General features: G+C 60.8%; 19 protein-coding genes and 1 riboswitch. Of the genes, 18 read left to right on the top strand and 1 reads right to left on the bottom strand.

The features are described 5' to 3' along the window. Window positions 1-35 precede the first annotated feature (35 nt). From RIN49_RS15550 to RIN49_RS15535, 4 genes are read left to right on the top strand one after another with little or no spacing between them, the layout of a single operon-like run. Window positions 36-938 carry an ABC transporter permease gene (locus RIN49_RS15550; protein WP_309121081.1) on the top strand — a complete coding sequence of 301 codons (903 nt, stop codon included), beginning with the start codon at window positions 36-38 and terminating at the stop codon, window positions 936-938. A gap of 36 nt (window positions 939-974) precedes the next feature. Continuing rightward, window positions 975-1,847, top strand: coding sequence for a carbohydrate ABC transporter permease (locus tag RIN49_RS15545; protein WP_309121080.1), 873 nt, complete (start codon window positions 975-977; stop codon window positions 1,845-1,847). 11 nt (window positions 1,848-1,858) lie between these two features. Beyond that, on the top strand, window positions 1,859-3,613 hold the full coding sequence (locus RIN49_RS15540; RefSeq protein WP_309121079.1) for a hypothetical protein: 1,755 nt from the start codon (window positions 1,859-1,861) through the stop codon (window positions 3,611-3,613). Continuing rightward, complete coding sequence (locus tag RIN49_RS15535; RefSeq protein WP_309121078.1) at window positions 3,610-5,850, top strand: glycoside hydrolase family 88/105 protein; 2,241 nt, start codon at window positions 3,610-3,612, stop codon at window positions 5,848-5,850. The genes RIN49_RS15540 and RIN49_RS15535 overlap by 4 nt, the downstream gene beginning before the upstream one ends. Window positions 5,851-6,033: 183 nt before the next feature. On the opposite strand, the gene corA is transcribed toward RIN49_RS15535, so the two are convergent. Beyond that, complete coding sequence (gene corA, locus RIN49_RS15530) at window positions 6,034-6,969, bottom strand: magnesium/cobalt transporter CorA (protein WP_309121077.1); 936 nt, start codon at window positions 6,967-6,969, stop codon at window positions 6,034-6,036. Window positions 6,970-7,324: 355 nt separating this feature from the next. Continuing rightward, window positions 7,325-7,470: riboswitch (SAM riboswitch) on the top strand. A 185-nt stretch (window positions 7,471-7,655) separates the two neighbouring features. Here corA and metA point away from each other — a divergent pair. The 14 genes from metA to RIN49_RS15460 all read left to right on the top strand — a co-directional run bounded on the left by metA (window position 7,656) and on the right by RIN49_RS15460 (window position 25,478). Beyond that, the gene (gene metA / locus RIN49_RS15525) at window positions 7,656-8,609 is read left to right on the top strand and encodes a homoserine O-acetyltransferase MetA (RefSeq protein ID WP_309121076.1); all 954 of its coding nucleotides are present in this window, start codon (window positions 7,656-7,658) and stop codon (window positions 8,607-8,609) included. 19 nt (window positions 8,610-8,628) lie between these two features. Beyond that, window positions 8,629-9,789 (top strand): PLP-dependent transferase, encoded by a 1,161-nt coding sequence (locus RIN49_RS15520; RefSeq protein ID WP_309121075.1) that lies wholly within the window; start codon window positions 8,629-8,631, stop codon window positions 9,787-9,789. A gap of 91 nt (window positions 9,790-9,880) precedes the next feature. Further along, complete coding sequence (mqnC, locus tag RIN49_RS15515) at window positions 9,881-11,017, top strand: cyclic dehypoxanthinyl futalosine synthase (RefSeq protein WP_309121141.1); 1,137 nt, start codon at window positions 9,881-9,883, stop codon at window positions 11,015-11,017. A gap of 332 nt (window positions 11,018-11,349) precedes the next feature. Then, entirely contained in the window at window positions 11,350-12,246 is an 897-nt protein-coding gene (locus tag RIN49_RS15510) for a putative sporulation protein YtxC (protein ID WP_309121074.1), read from the top strand. Window positions 12,247-12,635: 389 nt separating this feature from the next. Next, window positions 12,636-14,570 carry a threonine--tRNA ligase gene (thrS, locus tag RIN49_RS15505; RefSeq protein WP_309121073.1) on the top strand — a complete coding sequence of 645 codons (1,935 nt, stop codon included), beginning with the start codon at window positions 12,636-12,638 and terminating at the stop codon, window positions 14,568-14,570. A 109-nt stretch (window positions 14,571-14,679) separates the two neighbouring features. Beyond that, window positions 14,680-15,414 carry a 3D domain-containing protein gene (locus RIN49_RS15500; RefSeq protein ID WP_309121072.1) on the top strand — a complete coding sequence of 245 codons (735 nt, stop codon included), beginning with the start codon at window positions 14,680-14,682 and terminating at the stop codon, window positions 15,412-15,414. Between the two features lie 185 nt (window positions 15,415-15,599). Next, complete coding sequence (locus RIN49_RS15495) at window positions 15,600-16,907, top strand: methyl-accepting chemotaxis protein (RefSeq protein ID WP_309121071.1); 1,308 nt, start codon at window positions 15,600-15,602, stop codon at window positions 16,905-16,907. Window positions 16,908-16,966: 59 nt separating this feature from the next. After that, window positions 16,967-17,380, top strand: a complete 414-nt coding sequence (locus RIN49_RS15490) for a YugN family protein (RefSeq protein ID WP_309121070.1) — start codon at window positions 16,967-16,969, stop codon at window positions 17,378-17,380. Window positions 17,381-17,483: 103 nt separating this feature from the next. After that, on the top strand, window positions 17,484-18,926 hold the full coding sequence (locus tag RIN49_RS15485) for a S1C family serine protease (RefSeq protein WP_309121069.1): 1,443 nt from the start codon (window positions 17,484-17,486) through the stop codon (window positions 18,924-18,926). Window positions 18,927-19,069: 143 nt separating this feature from the next. After that, complete coding sequence (locus RIN49_RS15480) at window positions 19,070-19,771, top strand: response regulator transcription factor (RefSeq protein WP_309121068.1); 702 nt, start codon at window positions 19,070-19,072, stop codon at window positions 19,769-19,771. Further along, entirely contained in the window at window positions 19,768-21,249 is a 1,482-nt protein-coding gene (locus RIN49_RS15475) for a sensor histidine kinase (RefSeq protein ID WP_309121067.1), read from the top strand. Before RIN49_RS15480 ends, RIN49_RS15475 begins: the two co-directional genes overlap by 4 nt. Window positions 21,250-21,338: 89 nt before the next feature. Next, entirely contained in the window at window positions 21,339-22,283 is a 945-nt protein-coding gene (locus tag RIN49_RS15470) for a 4-hydroxy-3-methylbut-2-enyl diphosphate reductase (RefSeq protein ID WP_309121066.1), read from the top strand. Between the two features lie 441 nt (window positions 22,284-22,724). Then, a complete protein-coding gene (gene aroF / locus RIN49_RS15465) occupies window positions 22,725-23,774 on the top strand; it encodes a 3-deoxy-7-phosphoheptulonate synthase (RefSeq protein WP_309121065.1) in 1,050 nt (349 codons plus the stop codon). Between the two features lie 174 nt (window positions 23,775-23,948). Next, window positions 23,949-25,478 (top strand): spore germination protein, encoded by a 1,530-nt coding sequence (locus RIN49_RS15460; RefSeq protein WP_309121140.1) that lies wholly within the window; start codon window positions 23,949-23,951, stop codon window positions 25,476-25,478. Window positions 25,479-25,544: the final 66 nt, after the last annotated feature.

The raw sequence follows: 25,544 nt of genomic DNA, 5'->3' as shown, positions 1-25,544 counted from the left end.
CGCCGAACAGCCTGGCGCATAAGGAGGAATCCGCATTGAGCTGGAACGTATATCTCCGCAGGTATTGGCAGTTGTACGCTTTGCTTGCCCTGCCGCTCGCCTATTTCGTCATCTTCAAATACGGGCCGATGTACGGCATTCAGATCGCATTCAAGGATTTTAATTTCTTTCAAGGCATCGAGGGCAGCGAGTGGATCGGCTTGGAAGCGTTCCGGGACATTTTCCGGATGCGCGATTTCTACATCACGCTGCGCAACACGTTGATGCTCAATTTTCTAGACCTGCTCGTTTCGTTCCCGGCCCCGCTCGTCTTGGCCATCTTGTTGTACGAGATGAGGCTGATCTGGTTCAAGAAGCTGTCGCAGACGATTCTGTATATTCCGCACTTTATTTCGTGGGTCATCATCGGCGGTATCGTCTATCAAGTGTTCGGTACGCAATCCGGCATGATCAACAATGTCGTTACCGCGCTCGGGTTCGATGCGATTCCGTTCCTGACCGACAAGGGCTATTGGCTGACCACGTACTTGGCGGTCGGCGTCTGGCAGAGCGCGGGCTGGGGCACGATCATTTACTTGGCGGCGCTCACCGGCATCAACAAGGAGCTGTTCGAAGCGGCGGGCATCGACGGGGCGGGCCGGCTGAGACGGATCTGGCACATCACCCTTCCCGGACTGAAGCCGACCATTCTCGTGCTGCTGATCATCAATCTGGGGCATATGATTTCCATCGGCTTCGAGCGCCCGTACGTCATCGGCAACTTAGCGGTCCGCGAATATTCCGACGTGCTCAGCACGTTCGTCTACCGGGTCGGACTCGAATCCGGCCAATATACGCTGGCGACCGCGGTCGGGTTGTTCCAGGCGGTCGTGGGTCTCGTTTTCGTGCTGGGGGCTAATTACGCTTCTAAGAAGCTTACCGACGAGAGCATTATGTAGCGTTGCGAATTCGATTACAGGAAAGGAGCGGACGCGATGAGAACGCATACGTCCGACCGCGTGTTCGACGCCGTCAACTTTATCGTGTTACTCGCCTTCACGTTGATCTGTCTGGCTCCGTTTCTTCACATAGCGGCCATCTCGCTCAGCTCGGCCGGGCCGATCCTATCCGGGAAGGTGAGCTTGCTTCCGGTCGAGTTCACGACGGAAGCGTACGCCAAGGTGTTTACCGACGGTTCGATGATTCGTTCGCTCGGGTTTACGGTGATGCTGACCGTCTTGTACACCTTGTTCTGCATGCTGTTGTCGATCGCGGCGGGGTATCCGCTGGCGAATAAGAAGCTCAGGGGACGCAAGGGGCTTATGCTGATCGTCGTCGTCACGATGTTTTTCAGCGGCGGCCTCATTCCGGAATATATCTTGGTGAGAAACTTGCAGTTGCTCGATTCGATCTGGGCGCTGGTGCTGCCGGGATTGATCAACCCGTTCTATCTCATCATCCTGATTTCATTCTTCGCCAACATTCCGGAAAGCCTGCAGGAGTCCGCGGAGATCGACGGGTGCAGCCACTTCCGAAGCTTGATCGGCATCATGCTGCCGCTGTCGATGCCGGTCATCGCGACGTTGAGCTTGTTCTACGCGGTAGGGCGATGGAACGGCTTTACGGATACGCTCATGTACATTAACAGTCCGGAGCTGTATCCCTTGCAGCTGAAGCTGTATCAATTGATCCAAAACAATATGATCACGGATTTGCTCCAGATGGAGGGCGCGCAGATGGCGCTCGTCGTCCCGGAAAGCTTGAAGGCGGCCAGCGTCATCTTCGCCACCGTGCCGATCTTGATCGTGTATCCGTGGCTTCAGCGATATTTCGTGAACGGCGTCATGATCGGAGCGATCAAAGGATAGGAGGAATCCATGTGGAGACGTACGAGAAGCTTGCCGCCATGAACGACGAATGGGCCGCGCGCGGCATGGAAGGGCAGGTGCTCGACGACGGGAGCCGGTTTTACGGCGGAATCGTCGATCCGGCGAACGGCGTCGCCTGGCCGAGCCATGGCGGAACGCCGCTGACGATGGGCGTATGGACCGCCGCGCTCTCGTGCGAGCGGTCGCGCTATTACCGGGACCCGGAGCTGCTTCGGCGCCTTGCGCTGAGCGCCCGCTTCCTGCTCCGGTCCCAGCATGCCGACGGCACCATCTCGCCGCCGTGGACGAATTTGCACTCGCCGCCGGATACCGCCTTCGTGGTCGGCGGCCTCGCGCAAGCGTACGAGCTTCTCGCCGACTGGGAGCCGGCCCGCGAGGCGGCCGCGGACATTCGAACGTTCTTGGAGCGGACGATTCCCGCGCTGCTGACGGGCGGATGTCACACGCCGAATCATCGCTGGGTCATCGCGGCGGCGCTAGGGTTCTTGTATAAGCTGACGGGCCGGGTAGAGCTGAAGTCGCGCGCGGACCGGTGGCTCGCGGAAGGGCTCGACTGCACGGAAGACGGCGAGTGGACCGAGCGGAGCAACGGCATCTATAACGCCGTCAGCGATATCGTGCTGTATTACGCCGCGGAGCTGTTCGATCGGCCCGAGCTGCTGGAGCCGGTGCGGCGCAATCTGCGGATGATGGCGTATATGATCCATCCGAACGGCGACGTCGTCACGGATTATTCCGGGCGACAGGACTTCGGGGCCGCTTCCGATCTGAGCCCCTATTATCTTGTCGCGAAGCTGATGGCGAACCGGGACGACGATCCGTTGTTCGAAGCGATCGCGGAGCTCGCGGGAGCGGCGCTGAAGCATCCGGGCGGACTGCCGAACCAGCCGATGCTCGGGCTGCTGCGGTATCCGGAGCTTCGGTCCGGAACCGTACGGGCCGGCCGGCTGCCGGAACGGTATCGGGTCGTCGTGAACGGCGCTTTCCCTCGGGAGCGGTATCTCGACGGCATGGAGGCGGCCGGCCACGGCGGTCGGATTTATCACAGCAAGCTCCATCCCGAATTCGGCGCGCCGGTCGTCCGGCATCGGAACGGCGCGACGAGCGCGACCGTCATGACCGAGACGAACGCGTTCTTCGCGCTGCGCCACGGCGCCGCGCGGCTGCTTGCCGTGCAGCTCGCCTCGTCCTTCGAGCCGGGCTTCGTGAAGATGCGGCGGCTCGAGACGATTCCGTCCGGCTACCGATTGACGGCGGCGGAGCGGAAGGGCTACTACGGCCCCGTCGCGGAGACGGATTTGCCGGCGAGCGCGCGAGGGCCGGCGAGCCCATGGTATTTGCTGCCGCATCAGAAGCGGGAGCTGACTCACGAGCAGCGGCACGAGGTAGAGCTCGAGCTGACGGAGGACGAGGACGGGAGGGGATGGATCGTCCGCGTCCGATGCGCGCTGCCGGAGCCGTTGCTGACGCAGCTGTCGTTCGTGTTCGAGCCGGGGAGCGAGCCGGCCGGAGACGGTCTGTCGCCGGCGGGCGAAGGCTTATCGTACTGGGAACGCGGGGCGGTTCGCCTCGCGGCCGGGGACGATTGGATCGAGCTGGACGGGGGGGCGCGGCAACATACCGCGAGGACGATCAACAATGTCGGTTACCCCCCGCATTGCCGGACGCTGCTCGTCAACTTGTTGACGCCCTATGATCACACGATCCGCATTCGAACTTCGCCGTCGGGAGGGGAGCGGGCATGAGCGGTGATTTGGAGCCGCGCGAGAGCGCGCGCTATTGGTTCGGCGAGGACGCCCGCCGCGTCCTGGAGGTGTTGTCCGCCCGCTACGTCGGCGCGAACCCGCCCGTTCCTTTCGCGATGCGCGCCTTCTCCGCGTCCGGCGTTCTACAGACGCGAGAAGGGCTGTACGATATGGATTTAACCGCGAAGCTGCCGACCGCCGAGAACGGCGATTACGCTTACGTCCTCGGACGGGTGTGGAGCGACGACGAGCGGTCGATCGATTGTGTCGTCGAGCCGCTGAGCCCGGTTCGACTGTACGTGAACGAGGAGCTGCTGTACCGGTCGAGCGCGGCCGAGGAGATGAAGCCGGACGCGAGCGTCGTCGTGCCGCTGCTGTTCCGCAAAGGATGGAACGCGTTGCTCGTCGAAGCGCGCCGCACGGAGGCGGGCTTCGGGTGCCGCTTCGGCGCGGAGGAGGCGAAGGTGCGCATTCTTCAGGTGCTCGCCCCGTTCGCAGGGCGGGAGGGAAGCGCGGGCTGGGCGTTCACGGCGCCGGCGAAGAGCCGTCGATTCGGCCCCGAGGTAGGGTTCCCGGACGTCCTCGCGAACGAGGAGGATACCGGCCTGACGTGGCTGCCGCGGACGGCATGGACGGCGGAGGAGGCGGGGCGCCCCAATCTGGAGCGGATGTTCGGCCGGCCCGCCGCGCCGGTCGCGGCGTACGGTTGGTCCGTCCTGGAGGTGCCTTACGGCGCGTCTTCTATCGTTCTGGAGGGCCGGGCGTCGGGCAATGCGACCGTCTGGCTTGACGGGAAGCCGGCGATCGAGGTTGCCGCCGCCGGGCCGTTCCGCGCGGAGATATCCGCGGACGCCGGTCGTCGTCAGGTGCTCGTGCGCTGCGTCGGCGGCCCGGACGAATGGGGCTTCGAGCTGCGGGCGTACCGCGGGGGGGAGTCGCTCGCGTTCGCGGCGCCGATCCCCGTCCACGGCGGCGCGGGAGCATGGATGTACGCCGGCCCGCTCGACCCGTCCGCCGCGGCGGAGCCTACAGCGGCGTGCGGGACGGCGGCGCTGTTCCCGGCCGTCGATCTCGCGGGCCGCGCCGCCGGGCAGACGTATTGGCGGCTGGACGCTCCGGAGACGATGGCGCGGCCGTATTACGAGAACGCCATGCTGAGCAACCGTTGGACGACGGGCGGCGCGACGAACTACGCGCGCTGGGACTATCCGCTCGGCGTGACGATGTACGGGCTGCTGCGGACCGCGCGCGAGCTGAACCGGCCGGATCTGACGGAATACGCGCTGGGCCACATCGACAGCTGCACGGATTTGTACGAGTACGCCTTATGGGATCGGGACCGGTACGGCTTCCCGTCCGTCAACCATCAGCTCGTCCTCATCCGGATGCTGGACAACTGCGGTTCGTTCGGCTCGGCGATGCTCGAAGCCTATCTCCAGACAGGGAGTGCGCGCTACTTGACCATCGCCGACGCGATCGCCGATTTCATGCTTCGGAAGCTGGAGCGCCGCGAGGACGGGGCGTTCTATCGACGATGCCCCGGGGAGTATTCGGCGGACACGATGTGGGCGGACGATCTGTACATGAGCGGGCCGTTCCTGGTGCGGTATGCCGTCGCCCGCGGAAGCCGGGAAGCGTTGGACGAAGCGGCGAGGCAGTTCCTGCTGTATCGCCGGTACTTGTTCATGGAGCCGGAAGGGCTGATGTCGCACGTTTACGACTTCAAATACGGCAAGGCGACGCGCGTGCCGTGGGGACGCGGCAACGGCTGGTGCCTGTTCTCGTTGTCCGAGCTGCTGGAGAAGCTGCCGGAGAACCATCCGGACCGGGAGGCGCTGCTCGCTTTCTTCCGCGACCATTGCGCCGGCGTGATCGCCTTGCAATCGGACAGCGGGCTGTGGCGTCAGGTGTTGAATGAGCCGGACGCATACGAAGAAGCGTCCTGTACGGCGATGTTCGCCTACGCTTTCGCCAGAGGCGTGCGCTTCGGCTGGCTCCGAGAGCAGGAGCGGGAGCGTTATGCGGCGGCGGCGCATCGCGCTTGGCGGGGGCTCGCCGCGGAGGCGATCGACCGGCAGGGTAACGTGCACGGGGTGTGCAGCGGCTCCCGATATTCCTTCGATCCAGGGTATTACATGGACGATCTGCGGACGGTCGTGAACGACAATCACGGGATCGGCATCATGATGCTGGCGGGCGTCGAAATCGGGATGCTGTCGAAGGCAGGCGAGGAATAAACATTTCGTCAGACAGGAAAACCTCCGTCTTATTCGAACTGGATCCGGCTTGACGAGGGGCTGAACGGGAAATTCTCCATCCGATTTGGCCGGATCCGGCGATTTTGCCTCTCTGGGGCGAAATGGGAGGGAGGATTTCCCGTTCGAAGGGGCAAAACTCGACGCAAAAAAAGAGCGGCTGGGTCACAGCCACTCTCGTTTGCGGAAATAAAAGAACATGCCGACCGCGAGCAACGTCATCGTCACGATCAAGATGACGGCGAAATGCGGGTTTTTCTCTCCCGGCAAATTCAGCAGGTTCATCCCGTAGACGCCGGTGATGAACGTCAGCGGAATGAAGATCGTCGTGACGGCCGTGAAGACGCGCATGATTTCGTTCGCGCGGCTCGCGATGCTCGACTGGTACGCCTCGCGCAAGTTGCCCATCAGGTCGCGGAACGTGTCGAACGATTCCGTGACCTTCAGCGCGTTCTCGTGCATATCGGCGAAATACTTCTGCAGCGTGCCGTCGATGAGCCGAAGCTCCTTGCGCGCCAGCATGCCGATCACTTCCTTCTGCGGGCCGAGCACCTTCTTCAAATATAAGATCTCGCTGCGGAGACCGATGATTTCGTTCAAATGCGATTTCTTCGTATGTCGAAGAATGTCTTCCTCGAGCTTCTCGATTTTGTCTTCGATTCGGTCCGCCACGCTGAAATAATTGTCGACGATCCGGTCGACCAGGTGGTAGAGGAATTGATCGGGCGAGTTGACTTCTTCCTCCCACAGCAGCGGCTTCACCGCGCGCAGCTCGTTGACCTTCTGCCGCGTCACCGTAATGATGAAGTGCTTGCCTAAGAACATGTTCACGGCCCGAAAGAAAAACTCCTCGTCGTCGAACCGAATGCTGTTCACGACGATAAAGTAATGTCCCTCGTGAATTTCCAGCTTCGGGCGCTGCTCCTCTTCCTGCATCACGTCTTCGACCGCCAGCTCGTGAAGGTGGAATAACGGTTGGAGCGTCTCCAGCTCTTCGGGGCTCGCGTCGATCCAGTAGAAGCCGTTAGCCGGTTGAACGAGCGCTTCCGCCGGGTCTTCGATTTGTGTAAATACGCCTTGCTGCACCAATCTGACTTTCATCGCGGATCTCCTCCTCGTGTCGAGGAACGCAGTCGCGAGTGCGAAGCAAGTCGGGCGCGGGTATCGTCAATGTAGGATCGCTCGCGCCGGCGGCAGAATCGCTTCTGCGTTCCAATATGCAATTTTGTTCGTCGCTGCGTGTTGGAACCAACAGGGTCGGTCTCCGTCCATGCGCTCGTGTCACCTCGATACATCCTGATTTTCCCCGCGAAAATAACATGAAAACTCGCGAGTACTCGATTAGTATACTCTTGTCCCTATTGGGTTTCAACAGGGTTCCGCACCCCTCTTGACTTCGAGGCGGTTTCTCCGTAACATAAAGAGTAATCGCAACTGGAAACCGAATATGAACGCACTCTTATCAAGAGCAGGTGGAGGGACTAGCCCGATGAAACCCGGCAACCGGCACGGAATCGCAACGCCCAAGCGGCGCGATTCCTGCACGGTGCTAATTCTTGCGGAAGCTTACGATTCAGAACGTATATCCTTCGGATATAACACCTGAATCGACCGAATCTCCACGTCGTCCGTTGGTTTGACGGTTGGAGATTCAGGGGCTTCTGAGAGATGAGAGAAGGCCGTTACCGATACCCGTGAACGCCTTTCTCTCTATTTGAGGAAGGCGTTCTTTTCATGTTCCACGTTCCGTGACATCCCTATCTTTCAGGACAAAGGAGCGTTCCGCCATGCCGATCAAAGTACCCGACAATCTGCCGGCGAAGGAAATCTTATCGAACGAAAACATCTTCGTGATGGACGAATCCCGCGCATTCCGCCAAGACATCCGCCCGCTGCGCATCGTCATTCTGAATCTGATGCCGACGAAGGAGACGACCGAGACGCAGCTCTTGCGCCTGCTCAGCAACACGCCGCTGCAGGTCGAAGTCACGCTGCTGCACCCGGAGACGCATCGGTCCAAAAATACGTCCGCGGAGCACCTGGAGTCGTTCTACAAGACGTTCAACGACATCCGTTACGAGCAATTCGACGGTCTCGTCATCACGGGCGCGCCGGTGGAGCATCTCCCCTTCGAGCAAGTGAATTACTGGCGCGAGCTGCAGGACATCATGAACTGGGCGAACCGCAACGTAACGTCGACGATGTATATATGTTGGGCGGCCCAAGCCGGGTTGTACCACCACTTCGGGGTATCGAAATATGATATGCCGGAGAAAATTTTCGGTGTATTCCCCCATGTCCTGACTTGCTCGAACGTGAAGCTGACGCGCGGGTTCGACGAGATGTTCTTCGTGCCGCAGAGCCGTCACACGGACGTCAAGCGGGAAGATATCGAAAAGGTGCCGGACCTCGACATCCTCGCGGTGTCGGACGAAGCGGGCGTCTACCTCGCCGCGACGAAGGACGGCAAGCACGTATTCGTCACGGGCCACTCCGAATACGACGCGGAGACGCTGAAGTGGGAGTACGACCGCGACATGAAGAAGGGCATGGACATCGCCGTGCCGAAAAACTACTTCCCGAAGGACGACCCGACTCGCGAGCCGCGTTCGACGTGGAAGGCGCACGCGAACCTGCTGTTTTCCAACTGGTTAAACTACTACGTATACCAAGAAACGCCGTTCGAGCTGGGCCAGGCGAAGGAAGAAGACAGCTTCGTATACGCCGGAATGTACATTTAAAGAGGGGACGAGTGAACCAGTGAAACATATCGAAAGCCGCCTCGCGCAGATCGGATCCTTGGAGGATCCGCAGACGGGCGCCGTCAGCTATCCGATTTACCAATCGACCGCATTCCGCCATCCGAAGCTCGGGCAGAGCACGGGCTTCGATTACGCTCGGACGAAGTCGCCGACGCGCAAGGTGCTCGAGGAGGCGTTCGCCGACCTCGAGTCCGGCGACGCCGGGTTCGCCTGCAGCACCGGCATGGCCGCGCTGCAGACGATCTTCGCCCTATTTTCGTCCGGCGATCACCTGCTCGTCAGCCTCGATCTGTACGGAGGTACATACCGCTTGATCGAGCAAATCATGACGCGCTTCGGCGTGACGGCGTCGTACGTCGACACGAACGATCTCGACGCGCTCGAATCGCACTTCCGCCCCGGCTCGACGAAGGCGGTGCTCATCGAGACGCCGACGAATCCGCTCATGATGGTGACGGACGTAGAGCGCGTCGCCGCTTGGGCGAAAAAGAAGGACTTGATCACGATCGTCGACAACACGCTGCTGACGCCGTTCTTCCAGCGTCCGCTGGAGCTCGGCTGCGACATCGTCATCCACAGCGCGACGAAGTATCTCGGCGGCCATAACGATGTGCTCGCGGGCCTCATCGTCACGAAGGGCGAAGAGCTGTCGCAGAAGATCGCCTTCCTGCACAACTCGATCGGCGCGGTGCTCGGACCGCAGGATTCTTGGCTGCTCATGCGCGGTCTGAAGACGCTCGCGCTGCGGATGGAGCGGCACCAGCACAACGCGCTGAAAATATCGCAATGGTTATCGGAGCACCCGATGGTGTCCGAGGTGTTCTACCCGGCGCTGCCGTCGCACCCGGGCCACGACATCCAAAACCGGCAGTCGTCCGGCAATACGGGCATCTTCTCGTTCAAGATGAAGGACGCCCGCACGATCGAGCCGATTCTGCGCCATATCAAGCTGATCGCGTTCGCGGAGAGCCTCGGCGGCGTCGAGTCGCTCATGACGTATCCGGCGGTGCAGACGCACGCGGACATCCCGAAGGACATCCGCGACAAGGTCGGCGTCGACGAGACGCTGCTTCGCTTCTCGGTCGGCATCGAGCACGCGGACGATCTGATCGACGACCTCGCGCAGGCGTTCGACGCGGCGGCCGCGGAATTGAAGTAATGTCGGCGCTCGCGGGAAACCTTACCGTTCTGTCTTTCGGATCGAATTGTGATAGAATGATAGGAAGGCTAGAACAGGGGAGGACGAACCGATAATGAGCATAGATGCGATTTTGGACAAGGCGCTTCGGGGCGAACGGCTGACGATGGAAGACGGGCTGGCGTTGTTCGCGTCGGACGAAATCGAGAAGATGGGCGCCGCGGCGGACCAAATCATGAAAAAATTTCATCCGGAGCCGGTGACGACGTTCGTCATCGGCCGGAACATTAACTATACGAATATTTGCGACGTGTATTGCCGGTTTTGCGCGTTTTACCGCCAGCCGGGCTCCGACGAGGGTTATGTGCTGCCGGACGAGGCGATCTTCCGGAAAATTCAGGAGACGATCGACGTCGGCGGCACGGAAATTTTAATGCAGGGCGGCACGAACCCGAATTTGCCGTTCTCGTATTACACGGACCTGCTGCGGGGCATTAAGCAGCGGTTCCCGGACATCACGATGCATTCGTTCTCGCCGGCGGAAATCCGCAAGATGGCGGACGTGTCGGGTCTTCCGGCGGACGAGGTCGTGCGCGAGCTGAAAGCCGCGGGCCTCGACTCGCTGCCGGGCGGCGGCGCCGAGATTCTCGACGACCGGACGCGGAAGAAGATTTCCCGCCTGAAGGGCTCCTGGCGCGACTGGATCGACGTCATGCGTTCCGCGCACCGCGCGGGCATGAACACGACGGCGACGATGGTCATCGGCTTCGGCGAATCGATGGAGGAGCGGGTGCTTCATCTGCTTCGCATTCGCGATGCGCAGGACGAGTGCATCGCGGAAAATAACCCGTCGACGGGCTTCCTCGCCTTCATCGTGTGGACGTTCCAGCCGGACAATACGAACCTGAAAGCCGAGAAAGCGACGCCGGAGGAATACCTGAAGACATTGGCGATCGCGCGTCTGATGCTCGACAACATTCCGAACTTCCAGTCGTCGTGGGTCACCATGGGGCCGGAGGTCGGCAAGAAGTCGCTGTCGTTCGGCTGCAACGACTTCGGCAGCACGATGATCGAGGAGAACGTCGTCTCCGCCGCGGGCACGACGCACAAGGTCAACATCGAGCTGATCTTGAAGCTGATCCGCGAAGCGGGCAAGGTGCCGGCGCAGCGCGATACGAAATACAACACGATCCGCACGTTCGACGACGAATCGGCGGGCGTGGACAAGGATTTCGTGATGCAAAATTAATCGCTTGATTCGAAGGTCCTCGAAGCTGTCGGGAGGCGACGCCCCCGGCTTCGGGGCCTTTTTGCGTCGACTTCCGGTCTTGAGGCCAGCCTCGCGATCAGTGCGATTTCTTTATTAATGATGCGGGCGGGTCGTCGGGAGGCTTTGGGTTTGCGCATGTGCGAACAGGGCATGGGTCATACCGGAGCAGCGGAGCGTATGACGCATGCCCCTCCCTCGCGCAATGCACAACATTTTCCGAAAAAATTCTCGCCCCCCCTTCCAACGATTGCTTTGTATATCCCCTGTAGAGCGACCATATACTCTTAGAAAGGGAAGGGAGGGGAAACACCATGGAGCTGTTCACTCTGCTTGTGAACCCCGCCGGCATCGACGCGGAGCGCGTCGCGGAAGCGATGCGAGCCGCCATCGTCGAAGCGAGTCCCGTAGCGGACGGGATCGAGCTTCGCAGAGTTCCGCTTACGGGCGGGACAGGCATCGTCTGCGATATCGCCAACGCGAGCCAGGAAACGATCGCGAAAGCCCGCAAGGCTGCGTCGCGACCGCTTGCGGCGGCTGTCATAGAAGGTTATGAACGCGAGTGGCTGCAGAAGTACATCGCGAAGGAAGTCGGGGCCGAGGACCGGGAAGGCGTCGCCGCGGTGCAGGAGCAATGCGACCGCATGCTCGCGGCGAAGACGAACGAGGACGGCGTCGACGTGTTTTACGAACGCCGCTTGTCCAAGCTGGCCGAGGCGATCGAAGCGTATCTCGGCGAAGAGCGTTTCCTGAACGTGGAAGGGTTTCTTCGGTTTCGCGCCGGATCGTACGTGGAGGAGCTGCGCGATTCGGTCGCGTACGCGGTCGACGAATGGATGATGGAACGTCAGTACCAAGAGTTCATCTCCTTGCTGAAATACTTCGTGTACATTCAAGAGGCGAAAATTCCGGCGGCGCACGTCGTCCATCACGGCAACCACGACTTCACGCTGCTGAACGAGCGGATGCTGCCGATCGATACGAAGCAGATGGACCAATTCGTCGTGGAGCTGATCGACAAGGACATCAGCTATGAGGACGTCATCGTCAGCACGCTCATTTCCGTATCGCCGGGCAAGCTGTTCGTGCATACCCAGACGCCCGAGGAACAAGTGATCAAGACGATTCTGACCATATTCGAGGGTCGCGCGGAGTTGTGCGTCGATTGCGCCGTCTGCCTGCCGCTGATCGAGGAACGCCGGAGGAAGTAAGGGGCCGAGTCCACGCTTGACGAACGCATGTCGGCGCGTCTATAATGATGTCATATTTTCGCGCAAAGGCTTCGACCGAAGACAACAGCGTTCGCCGCTCCGCCCAGAGAGAGGAACCTCGGCTGCAAGTTCCTCCGGACTCACGCACGAACCGCTTACCGCTTCGAGAGCCGCGTCGGCGAATCCGCCCCGAAGGGCAGGACCGTAGTCGATGCCGGGACGTTCCCGTTATCGGACGAATCAGGTGAATGAAGCGCGTCGCGCCTCTCGCGTCGTCCGGACGGCGGGAAGCGAACGAACTAGGGTGGAACCGCGAATGCAAGCATTCGTCCCTATGGGGATGGGTGCTTTTTTTGTTGTTTTCCAAAGACACGAGGAGGATGAAAGACATGATTAAAGTAACGCTGCCGGACGGGTCGATTCGCGAATACGAAGCCGGCTCGACGGTCGAAGACGTCGCGGGCTCGATCAGCCCGGGATTGAAGAAGAACGCGGTAGGCGGCAAGGTGAACGGCAAGTCCGTCGACCTGAGCTGCGAGCTGAAAGAAGACGCGGCCGTGGAGATCGTCACGCTCGACTCCGAAGCGGGCGTCGAGGTGCTCCGCCACAGCACGGCGCATCTGCTCGCGCAGGCGATCAAGCGCATCTACGGCGCGGACAACGTGCGTCTCGGCGTCGGTCCGGTCATCGAAGACGGCTTCTACTACGATATCGATCTCGACACGCCGATCTCCGTGGAAGACTTCCCGAAGATCGAGAAGGAGATGGAGCGCATCGTCTCGGAAAACTTGGCGATCACGCGCCGCGAAGTCAGCCGCGAAGAAGCGAAAGCCATCTTCAAGGGCATCAACGATCCGCTGAAGGTGGAGCTGCTCGATGCGATTCCGGGCGACGAGCCGATCACGCTGTACGACCAAGGCGAGTTCTTCGATCTGTGCCGCGGACCGCACCTGCCGTCCACGGGCCGGATCAAGGCGTTCAAGCTGCTTAGCGTGGCGGGCGCTTACTGGCGCGGCGACGCGAAGAATAAGATGCTGCAGCGCATCTACGGCACGGCGTTCCCGAAGAAGGCGCAGCTGGACGAGCATTTGGTGCTCTTGGAGGAAGCGAAGAAGCGCGATCACCGGAAAATCGGACGCGAGCTGAAGATGTTCTCCTTCTCGCGCGAGGTCGGCCAAGGCTTGCCGCTCTGGCTGCCGCGGGGCGCGAAGCTGCGCCGCATCATGGAGCGGTACATCGTCGATCTCGAAGAGCGCCTCGGCTACAGCCACGTCTATACGCCGGTGCTCGCGAACGTCGAGCTCTATAAGATTTCGGGCCACTGGGCGCATTATCAAGAGGACATGTTCCCGGTGATGGGCATGGACAACGAGGAGCTCGTCCTCCGTCCGATGAACTGCCCGCATCATATGATGGTGTACAAGAGCGACATGCGAAGCTACCGCGACCTGCCGGTCCGCATCGCCGAGCTCGGCACGATGCACCGGTACGAGATGTCCGGCGCGTTGACGGGCCTCCATCGCGTCCGCGCGATGACGCTGAACGACGCGCACATCTTCTGCCGGCCGGATCAGATCAAAGAAGAGTTCGCGCGCGTCGTGCAGCTCATCCAACACGTATACAAAGACTTCGGCATCGAGGACTACCGGTTCCGCTTGTCGTACCGCGATCCGAACAACAAGGAGAAGTACTTCGACGACGACGCGATGTGGGAAATGTCGCAGCGCATGCTGAAGGAAGTCGTCGAGGATCTCGGCTTGCCGTACTACGAGGCGGAAGGCGAGGCGGCGTTCTACGGGCCGAAGCTGGACGTGCAAATCAAGACGGCGTTGAAAAAGGAAGAGACGCTCTCCACGGCGCAGCTCGACTTCCTGCTGCCGCAGCGGTTCGAGCTCGAATACGTCGGCGAAGACGGTCAGAAGCATCGTCCGGTCGTCATCCATCGCGGCATCATCTCGACGATGGAGCGCATGACGGCGTTCCTGCTCGAGAATTTCGTCGGCGCGCTCCCGACGTGGCTGTCGCCGGTGCAGGCGGTCGTCATTCCGGTATCCGATAAGTTCTCGGATTACGCGAAGAACGTACAGGAGAAGATGCAGGCGTCCCGCCTCCGGGTCGACGCGGACCTGCGCAACGAGAAGCTCGGCTATAAGATTCGCGAAGCGCAGTTGGAGCGCATCCCGTACATGTTCGTCGTCGGCGAGAACGAGCAGAGCGCCGGCACGGTATCGATCCGCCGCCGCGGCGACGGCGATATCGGCGCGTTCGGAATCGAGGAAGCGATCCGGATGATCCAAGAAGAGGTCGGCGGGAAAGTCTACTAAACTAGCGAATTCATGCGGTTTTCATCCCCTCGCATGCCAAAAAATAGGTTTTTAATGTATAAGAACCAAATGGCCTGGACACCCTCAGAGTATGGGGGGATGAAACCGAATGATGACAACGACGCCAGCAAAGCCAACGACGACGACGATCGGAAAGATTCGAACGATGGTCGTAGGGATGACCGCTTTCCTATTGATCGCGTCGCTAGGCCCGATAGGCAATGGCAAAATACTAGGAGCGCATCTCGAAGCGTTCGACGACGCGTCGCCGACGCAAGCGGAATTCCCCGGGCAGCTGCACGGCCTGAGCCCGGTCAAGAGCCTTGGATCGCCGGCCGCGCGACCGACGATCGTGCAGCTCTTGCAAGCGAACGTAAAATCGAAGTCGCAATGGATGAAGCTGGCGAAGGCGGTGCCGGTGCTCCATGCCGACAAGATGAAACAATATGACGAGATCGAAGTGACGGCGACCGGCTACACGGCGGGCGTCGAATCGACGGGCAAGTCGCCGGATCATCCGCAATACGGGATCACGTATTCCGGCGTAAAGGTGCGTCGCGACGTGTTCTCCACGATCGCGGCCGACCGCAAGGTGTTCCCGATCGGCACGGTGCTGCATATTCCCGGCTACGGCTACGGCGTCGTCGCCGACACCGGCTCCGCGATCAAGGGGAAGAAGATCGACTTGTTCTTCGAGACGACGAAGCAGGTGTACGACGAATGGGGCAAGAAGAAGGTCAAGGTTCGCGTCATTCACAAGGGCGACGGGAAGCTCACCGAGAAGGAATTGAATCGGTTGAACGAACTGATCCTGGAGGACGGTCGGAAGAAGCTGTCGGTATAACGGTTGGAAAATGAAACTATTGAGAGGAACGCTGACGCGTTCCTCTTTTCTTTTGGTTATACCGGGATTATAATGTTAGAAAAAGTAACGTAGATGAGAGGATGAGCGTGGTGGGTTGGACATTTTGGAAGAAGTCAGGGAACATAGCTGACGTAGGAAGATCCGGAAACGCAGCTTCGGCCGATGTGGTCGAAGCGTTCCTGAACGAATCGCAAGTGTTTGCGGACCGTCTCATCGCCAGCGTGGACGACCTCGGCCGGGCCGCCGATCATCTGAACGATATCGCGGAACGCTCCTCCGACGCGGGGGACAAGCTGCGCAAGCGAAGCTTGCACGTCATGAGCCGCTTGAAGCAGACGCTCGTCTGGATGAAGGAAGCCGACGCCCAAGCGGAGCGCGTGCACGCGCTGTCGGATCGGATGAAGCAGGAGAGCGAGCGGACGCGCGCGAATATGACCGACATGAACGAAGCGGTGAACGAGTCGGTGCGCGCGCTGTCCGAACTCGACGGGTTGAACCGGACGGCGGTCGACCACGTGAAGCATTCGACCGAGCGGATGAAGCATATCGAGGACATTAACGAGCTGCTTCGGGAGATCGTCGGGCAGACGTCGCTGCTCGCCTTGAACGCCTCGATCGAGGCGGCGCGCGCCGGCGAATCCGGTCGCGGGTTCGGCGTCGTCGCGGATCGGATCAAGAAGCTCGCGGAGCAGAGCCGCGAAGCGGTCGAGCGTTCCTCGCGAATGGTCGAGGAGATCGGGCAGGGCGCCGCGCAGGCCGCGGCGGCGGTCGAAACCGAGCGAGCGTCGGTGCAGCGGGCGATCGGGCATGTGCGGTCGATCGCGCTGAAGCTGGACGAGGCGTCCGCCGCGGTGGAGGCGGTGCACGACTCGGCCCTGGGCGTCGCGGACGCCAACCGCGAGCAGCGGATTCGCGTCTCCCGCACGGCCGAGATGGTGAACGAAGCGGCGGAGCTCGGGCAGGAGACGGTGCAGAGCGTCGAGCAGACGATGGCGGACATGCGGCGCCAGCGCGAGGGCATCGAGTCGCTCCAGACCGTCGGCGCGGAGCTGCAGCAAGCGTCCAGCGAGCTCGTCTCGTCGATCCTCTCGCTCCGCGCGGAGGACGGCGCCGAGCTTGTCGGCGTCGACCTCGAGCAGGGCAAGCATATCCTGCGGTCGCTCGCGGCCGAGTTGACGGCCGCGGGGCTCGACAAGGACCGGCACAAGGGCATGCTGTTGCGAGCGTTGAAGGCGTATGACGGAGTCGAAGCCGTCTGGTCGAACGACACCGACGGCCGCTTCATCTTCTCCGAGCCGGCCGCAGGCCTCTTGCACGCGCGCCATCGAGAGTGGTGGAAGCGGGCGATGGCGGGCGAGCTGTACGTATCGGAGCCGTACGTCTCCGCCATCACGAAGCGTCCCTGCATTACGCTCGCCGTTCGCTACCAAGGCGGCGCGGGCGGCGTGGTGGGCATCGATTTGCGGGTGTAATACATAATCGACGGAAGAGACGCCTACTCTAATGGAAACAATGTAGGGGGTTGCTTCCGTTGATTTCTATATCATCGAATCTGACGAATCGGGAGCTCGATTTCGTGGAGCTGAAAGACGCGCTCGAGCGCCATTGGTTCGCGCTTGGCGGCAACTGGGATTACAATCAAGGCAGCTTCGATCGGAGACTCGACGGCGAGAAGCAGACCGTGTGGCTTCGCGTTCCGTTCGAGGTCGTGCACGGCGAGCTGGACCCGGACGCGCCGCAGCCCGGGACGCGCGTCGTCGTCGGCACGCCTTACGTGTTGAAGCATCTCTATAACGCCGGCGACGATCATACGGCTCGCTTTTACGTGCTCGGCGCGTTGGTCAATCAATTCCAAGCGCCGGTCGACCCGGACGCGGCGGTCGAGGACGCCTACGTCACGGAGGCGAAGGACGTCCTTCGAGAGATCGAATCGGCGCTTGTCTAGAAAATTGTTGTTCTTTTCAGCGCGAATTTAGCCTTCTTTAAGGTAGCTTTAAGGTTCTTCGTTCACAATAGAGCCATAAGGTTATTCAAGGAGGTTATTCGCAATGGACGATCATAATAAGAAGGATAGAGAGTATCACCACTTTACGTACGGACGAGTTCCGTCGGAGCGCGAACGGGAAGAGGCGCGGCGCGAGGCGGCGTCGGAGCCGGCGGTCGAAGCGGAGATGACCCCGCCTCGGGAGCTGCGCACGTACCCGATGGTGCAGGCGCCGTCGAGACCGCAGTCCGCCTGGTCTTACACCGGCGCGGAGGCGCGTCCGGCGAAGCGTTCGTCGTTCAAGAGCGTCGTCGCCTCGTTCCTCGCCGGCGCGGTCGTCGTCGGCAGCTTGATGTTCGCCAGCGACAAGATGAACCTGTTCTCGGGCAGCGACGTCTTGGCGACGGGGGCGGCGTCGGGCAGCGTCGGCTCCGCGACGAACGCGGCCGGCAACGGCTCGAGCGGCTCGATCGAGACGGCTTCGATCGATGTCGTCCGGCCGAACACGATCGCGGAGCTGGTCGACGTCGCGTCCCCGGCGGTCGTGAAGATCGTCACGTACGCGAACCAGCGCGCGAGCGCGGGGTCCGGCATTTTCGATCAGTTCTTCGGCGTTCCGGAGCAGCGCCAGCCGAATGCCGGATCGGGCAATCTCGTGCAGGTCGGCTCGGGGTCGGGGTTCTTCTTCGATAAGGAAGGGTATATCCTGACGAACGAGCACGTCATCAACGGCGCGGAGAAGGTCGAAGTCGTGGTGGAGGGTACGAAAGAGCCTTATGTCGCGGAGGTGCTCGGCACGGCGTACGATCTCGACCTTGCAGTGTTGAAGATCGAAGGCGCGACCGACTTCCCGACGCTGCCGCTCGGCAGCTCCGATTCGACCGACGTCGGCGACTGGGTCGTCGCGATCGGCAACCCGTACGAGTTCGATCATACGGTCACGGTCGGGGTGCTGTCGGCGAAGGAGCGGGCGATCGATATTCCGGATACGGAAGGCACCCGGAAATACCAAGCGCTGCTTCAGACGGACGCCTCCATTAACCCGGGCAACTCGGGCGGTCCGCTGCTCAACTTGAACGGCGAGGTCATCGGCATCAATACGGCGGTGAACGCGCAGGCGCAAGGCATCGGCTTCGCGATTCCGACGACCACGATCAACGAGGTGCTCGAATCGCTTAAGGCGAACAAGGCGATTCCGCGTCCGTACATCGGCGTCATGATGGGCGACGTGCCGGAAGAGTACATCGACGACTTGGGTCTCGAGGACAAGGACGGCGCGTTCATCTCCGAGGTCATCCTCGGTTCGCCGGCCTATAAGGCGGGCCTTCAGCAATACGACGTCGTCGTCGGGATCGACGGGCAGGAGATCAAGGGCGCCGCGGATCTGCAGTCGATCGTCGGCAAGAAGAAGCCGGGAGACCAGATGGCGCTCGACGTCATCCGCAACGGGAAATCGGTGAAGGTGACCGTAGCGGTCGGCGACCGGAACGACGCGGCTCAGCAATAAAGACGAGCGCCCCGCGCGGGGCGAACGAACGGCCGAACGGTGATGTGGATCCCGTTCGGCCGTTTTCGATTTTGCCGCGGGGCGGGTTTTGTTTTACGATAGATTCGGAAGGTTTTTCGCGAGACGGAGGCGATTCATTCGCGATGAGAGAGACGGTATTGGTCATCGACGACGACGAGAAGATTACATCGATGCTGCGCCGCGGCCTCGCCTTCGAGGGCTACGGGGTGCGGACCGCGCGCAACGGGGCGGAAGGGCTGGAGGCGATCCGGCAAGAGGAGCCGGACGTCATCGTGCTCGATATTATGATGCCGGGCGTGGACGGCTGGGAGGTGTGCCGGCGGCTGCGCGAGGCGGGCATCCGCGTGCCGGTGCTCATGCTGACGGCGAAGGACGAGGTGAGCGACCGCGTGCGGGGGCTCGACGCGGGCGCGGACGACTACCTCGTCAAGCCGTTCGCGTTGGAGGAGCTACTCGCGCGGGTGCGCGCTTTGCTTCGGCGAAGCGCCGTTCCGCGCGCCGACGAGGCGGTCGAAGATCGGCGCCTCGTCTTCGAGGATTTGACGCTCGACCCGGATACGAGGGAAGCGGTTCGAGGCGGCCGGTCGATCGAGCTGACCGCGAAGGAATACGAGCTGTTGCACTTATTTCTATCGAATCCGCGGCGCGTGCTGTCGCGCGACGTGCTGATGGATAAAATTTGGGGGTACGACTACAGCGGAGAGTCGAACGTGCTGGAAGTGTATGTCGCGATGCTGCGCAACAAGCTGGAGGAGGGCGGCGAGAAGCGGCTGATCCAGACGGTGCGCGGCGCCGGATACGTGTTGCGAGGCGACAAGGGATGAGCATCCGGCTGCGATTGACGTTATGGTACAGCGCCGTGCTCGGCGTCACCGTCATCGCCTTCTGCATCGCGGTGTACGTGTTGGTCTCGTTCATTCTCTCCACGGGGGAGAAACGCGACATGGAGTCGCTCGCCGACCAGATCGAACAGGAGATCGGCGTTCGGGTCGGGTGGAGCTTCTTCTACGGTCCCCGCGTCGTACCGCAGTTCCCCGCGCTCGACGAATTCCGCTACTCGGGGTACTTCCTGCAGATGGTGGACGCCGACGGGCGGGTGTGGCAGAAGAACATCAACGGCCAGCTGCCGCTGCCGGCGAACGTCGAGGACGGCGAGCCGGTGACGAAACCGATGTATATGGAACGGAAGATCGGCGGGAACACCGTCTTGATCTACAACCGGCCGATGTTGCTGCCGAATACGGACAATTACGTCGGGCTGCTGCAGGTGGCGACGACGATCGACGATCTGGAGCAGACGCTGTCGTATTTGCGCACCGTGCTGACGGTGACGGCGCTGGCGGCGATCGCGCTGGCCTCCACGCTCGGCTGGTTTTTGGCGCGCAAGGCGTTGAAGCCGATCGAGCTCGTCATCGGCGCGGCCGACCGGATCGGCGAGGCGGAGGATCTGAGCCACCGGATCGAATACGGCGGTCCGCAGGACGAGATCGGGCGGCTGACGTCGACGATCAACGGCATGCTCTCGCGCATTCAGACCGCGTACGGGGAACTCGAGGATGCGGTGCGGGCGCAGCGTCGGTTCGTCTCCGACGCGTCGCACGAACTGCGGACGCCGCTCACGACGATCCGCGGCAACGTGGAGCTGCTCGAGAAGATGTGGCGTCGGTGGCGGGAGGCCGGCGCGCTCCGCGGCGTCGACGGCGAGCAAGCGGATATCGCGATGGAGTCCGTGCGGGACATCGCCGGCGAGGCGGAGCGCATGAGTCGGCTCGTGAACGACATGCTGATGCTCGCGCGCGCGGACGCCGGCCACAAGATGCGCATGGAGCGCCTCGAGTTGGGGCCGCTCGTGGCCGAGGTCGCCCGGAAGGCGACGCATCTGCCGCGCGCGGCGGATTGGGTCGTCGGGGACTTGTCCGCGCTGCGGGGGGTCTCGGTCGTCGGCGACGCGGATGCGCTGCGGCAGCTATTGTTCATTTTCATCGAAAATGCCTTCAAATACACCCCCTCCGGGGAAGTGGAGCTGTCGGCGGTTCCGTCGGAGGAGGGCGATCGCGTCGGCCTTCGCATCCGGGACACGGGCATCGGGATGGAGAAGGAGCATGTGCCGCGCATCTTCGAGCGGTTCTACCGTATCGACCCGTCGCGCGGCGAGACGAGCGGCACCGGTCTCGGGCTGTCGATCGCCCGCTGGATCATCGATCAGCACGACGGCTCGATCGAAGTGTTGACGCGCCCCGGCGGCGGAACGTCGTTCCTCGTCTGGCTGCGGACCGAACCGGCGCCTCCGGAATTGCCGTAGCGTCTTAGTTCAGAAGCTTGTCGTCGTAGAGCTGTCATGTACTCCGGCGGCGGTTTCCCTTATAATGAAACGGAAGGGAGTGACGACCCATGGAAGTCGTTAAAATCACCCCGCGCGGTTACTGCTACGGCGTCGTCGACGCGATGGTGCTTGCGCTGCAGACGGCCCGCAACTTGGAGCTGCCGCGGCCGATCTATATATTGGGCATGATCGTTCATAACGCGCACGTGACCGAAGCGTTCGAACGCGAAGGCGTCATCACGCTCGACGGTCCGAATCGGTTGGACATCTTGGAGCAAGTGGACAAGGGCACGATCATCTTCACGGCGCACGGCGTGTCGCCGGAGGTGCGGCAGCGGGCGGCGGCCAAGGGGCTGACGATCGTGGACGCGACGTGCCCGGACGTGACGAAGACGCACGACCTCATTCGCGAGAAGACGGCGGAGGGCTACGAAGTCGTCTACATCGGCAAGAAGGGGCATCCGGAGCCGGAGGGCGCCGTCGGCGTCGCGCCGGACAAGGTGCACCTGATCGAGCGGGAAGAGGAGATCGAATCGCTTAGCCTCCCGCCCGGCGTCCGCGTGCTCGTCACGAACCAGACGACGATGAGCCAGTGGGACATTCGCCATATTATGAAGCGGGTGACGGATAAATATCCTCACGCGGAAATCCATAACGAAATCTGCCTCGCCACGCAAGTGCGGCAGGAGGCGGTCGCGGAGCAGGCGTCGCTGGCGGACCTCGTCATCGTCGTGGGCGATCCGCGCAGCAACAACTCCAATCGGCTGGCGCAGGTTTCCGAGGAGATCGCAGGCGTGAAGGCGTACCGCATCTCGGATTTGTCCGAGCTGCGTCCGGAGTGGCTGATGCCGGTGCGCAAGGTCGGGGTGACGTCCGGCGCGTCGACGCCGACGCCGGTAACGAAGGAAGTGATCGCTTATTTGGAAGCGTTCGATCCGGCGGACGAATCGACGTGGCCGATCGAGCGGACGCTCAACCCGAACCGGCTGCTGCCGACGGTGAAGGAGCGCTGAGCGCGAAGGGCGGGCGGCGGAGGATTCGCGCTTAGTTGGGCGGTATAGTCGGAGGATTCCGCTTATAAGCGCAAATACGCGCTTGGCCCAAGCGCTTTGAGGTGCAAATGTGCGGTAATTCGAGCCGAAAAAGATGCGTTACCCGCGGAATGCCTGCAAAAATGCAGTTATTCAGTAGCGAAGCAGCCTTCAGGCGGCGAATTAGATGTATTTACGCAGGTAAAGGGGCGCCACGAGCTCGTCGCGGGCCGATTAGATGCACTTTAGCAGGCGATTAGCCGCCGGGACAACCAGGGCAAAGAAAATAACGGCCTCGCCGACAAGTTAGGCTTGACGGAGAGGCCGACTTTTTCGTATAGTTACTTTAGTGGTTAAAAGCATAAAAGCGTAGAAGCGTATACGCGTCGAAGTACGAAAGTATATTCATGAGGAGTGGGACCTATGATCGCGATCTTATCGAATGCGGCGGGCGAAGATAGAATTCAGGACGTAGTGCGGGCGATCGAGAAGCGTGGACTCCAAGCGCACGTCTCCAAGGGGACGGACCGGACGGTCGTCGGCATCATCGGCAAGGCGGAGCCGACGCTCGCCGAGCAGCTGCGCCAGATGAGCGGCGTGGAAAGCGTCATTAAGATTTCGAAGTCGTATAAGCTCGCGAGCCGCGACTTCCATCCGGAGGACACGGTAATCGACATCAAGGGCGTGAAGATCGGCGGCGAAGAGCTCGTCGTGATGGGCGGCCCGTGCGCGGTGGAGAACCGAGAGCAAATCATGGAAATCGCGAAGCACGTGAAGGCATCCGGCGCGCAAGTACTCCGAGGCGGCGCGTTCAAGCCGCGGACCGGCCCGTACAGCTTCCAAGGCGTCGGCGTCGAGGGGTTGGAGTGGATGGCGGAAGCCGGCGAGAAGTACGGCCTCGTCACCATCACGGAGGTCATGACGCCGGAGTACGTCGATGTATGCGCGGAATACGCGGATATTATGCAGGTAGGCACTCGGAATATGCAGAACTTCGACTTGCTGCGCAAGCTCGGCACGTGCGGCAAGCCGGTGCTGCTGAAACGCGGCTTCAGCGCGACGTACGACGAGTGGTTGAACGCGGCGGAATACATTTTGGCGGGCGGCAATCCGAACGTCATGTTGTGCGAGCGCGGCATTCGGACGTTCGAGACGTACACGCGCAATACGCTCGATCTGTCGGCGATCCCGGTCATGAAGCAGCTGAGCCATCTGCCGGTCATCTCCGATCCGAGTCACGGCACGGGCCGCCGCGAGCTCGTGGCGACGATGTCCAAGGCGTCGGTCGCGGCCGGCGCGGACGGCTTGATCGTCGAGATGCACACGGATCCGGACAACTCGATGACGGGCGACGGCGTGCAGTCGTTGTTCCCGGACCAATTCGATACGCTGCTGCGCGAGCTCCAGCAATTGGCTCCGCTCGTCGGCAAGTCGTTCGAGACGGCGAAGCAGCCTGTAACGGCAATAAAATAATCGTACCTTCGGATGATGCCGTTCCCCTTTCGGAAACGAAAGGCGGAACGGTTTTTCTATTTCCATCGCAGAATAATTTAAGCAATATTCCCAAATAGTAAAAAGTAAATGATCGAGGGGGCGAGGCGATTGTTCCGGAATTATCGAAGATGGCTCAAAACAATCAAGCCGAAAATGCTCCCGACCCAACCGGAAACCGACGAGGAGAAACCGGAACCGGCGCTTTCCGCCGATTTCGACCGGAATGTCGAGACGCTGCGCTCGATCTACTCGAATAGCGTGGATATCATCGTACGGCCGTTTCTGATCGGAGGAAAATCGAGAGCGGCGCTGTTTTATATCGAAGGGCTTTCGAATATTAGCGAGATGAATGAGAATGTGCTGGCTCCTCTCCTGAAGGAATCTGCGGAAAATATAACCGTCCAGGAAATGCTCGGCCGCACCTTGTCCGTTTCCAAGGTGAATGTCGTCGCTACATTCGCCGACTGTGTACAATCTTTGTCTACCGGTTACCCGGTTTTGCTGTGCGAAAGGGAGCGCCAGGGAATTTCGATCGGACTGTGCAATTGGGAAAAACGGGCGATCGAGGAGCCGCCGGCCGAAGGAGGAATCAGGGGGCCGCGAGAAGGTTTTACCGAAACGATCCAGGTGAATACGTCCCAGTTGCGCCGGATCATCAAAAGCCCTGCTTTAAAACTGGAACCTATGAAAACCGGAAAGTATACCCAAACGCAAATCGTCATTGCTTATATCGAAGGAATCGCGGACCAAACGCTCGTCGAGGAAGCCAGAAACCGGCTGAAAAAAATACAAATCGACGGTATTTTGGAGAGCGGGTATATTGAGGAACTCATTGAAGATAATCCGTACTCGCCTTTCCCCCAGGTCAAGTCGACGGAGCGGCCGGATGTCGCCTGTTCCGCTCTGTTGGAAGGCCGTGTGGCGATCATGACGGAAGGGACTCCTTTCGTGCTTATCGTACCCACTACTCTGTTTTCTTTGCTTCAGTCTCACGAGGATTATTATCAGAGATTTTGGGTCGGTACCTCGATCCGCTGGCTGCGGTATGTATTTACGATGTTCTCGCTTTTGTTGCCTTCGATCTATGTATCGGTGCAGACCTTTCATCAGGAGATGGTTCCTGCCTCTTTGTTAATAACCATGGCTTCATCCCGGGAAACCGTCCCGTTTCCGGCGCTGGTGGAGGCTCTCATGATGGAAATAACGTTCGAGGTGCTTCGCGAAGCGGGAGTGAGGCTGCCCAAACAAGTCGGACCCGCGGTCAGTATCGTCGGCGCGTTGGTCATCGGCCAGGCGGCGGTGCAAGCAGGTATCGTTTCCGCTCCAATGGTGATCGTAGTAGCCATTACAGGGATCGCATCCTTTATGGTTCCGCGGTATATTGTCGGGATCGCGATCCGGCTGCTGCGCTTTCCGATCATTTTGCTTTCCGGTTGGTTGGGGTTGTTGGGGGTGATGCTGGGGGTGATCGCCATCATTATCCACTTGTGCAACTTGCGCTCTTTCGGCGTTCCGTATCTTCAGCCGATCGCCCCGTATAAGGGGAGGCGTTGGAAGGATGTGGCGGTAAGAGCCCCATGGTGGATGATGAATACGCGCCCTAACCTGACCGGCGGATACGATACATATAGGCAGGCTCCCGGACAAAGACCGGATCCGGGCAACGACGGGAATGGAACATAAGCCGGACAGGGCTTCCCTTATCGGCTTTCTTGCCGTAATTAGCGCCTATCGGGGATTGTTTTATTT

It is taken from the genome of Paenibacillus sp. (assembly GCF_031177825.1).
Taxonomy (GTDB): domain Bacteria; phylum Bacillota; class Bacilli; order Paenibacillales; family YIM-B00363; genus Paenibacillus_AE.
The sequence above is the reverse complement of the archived record's forward strand: the minus strand, read 5'-3'. Positions and strand labels throughout refer to the sequence as shown.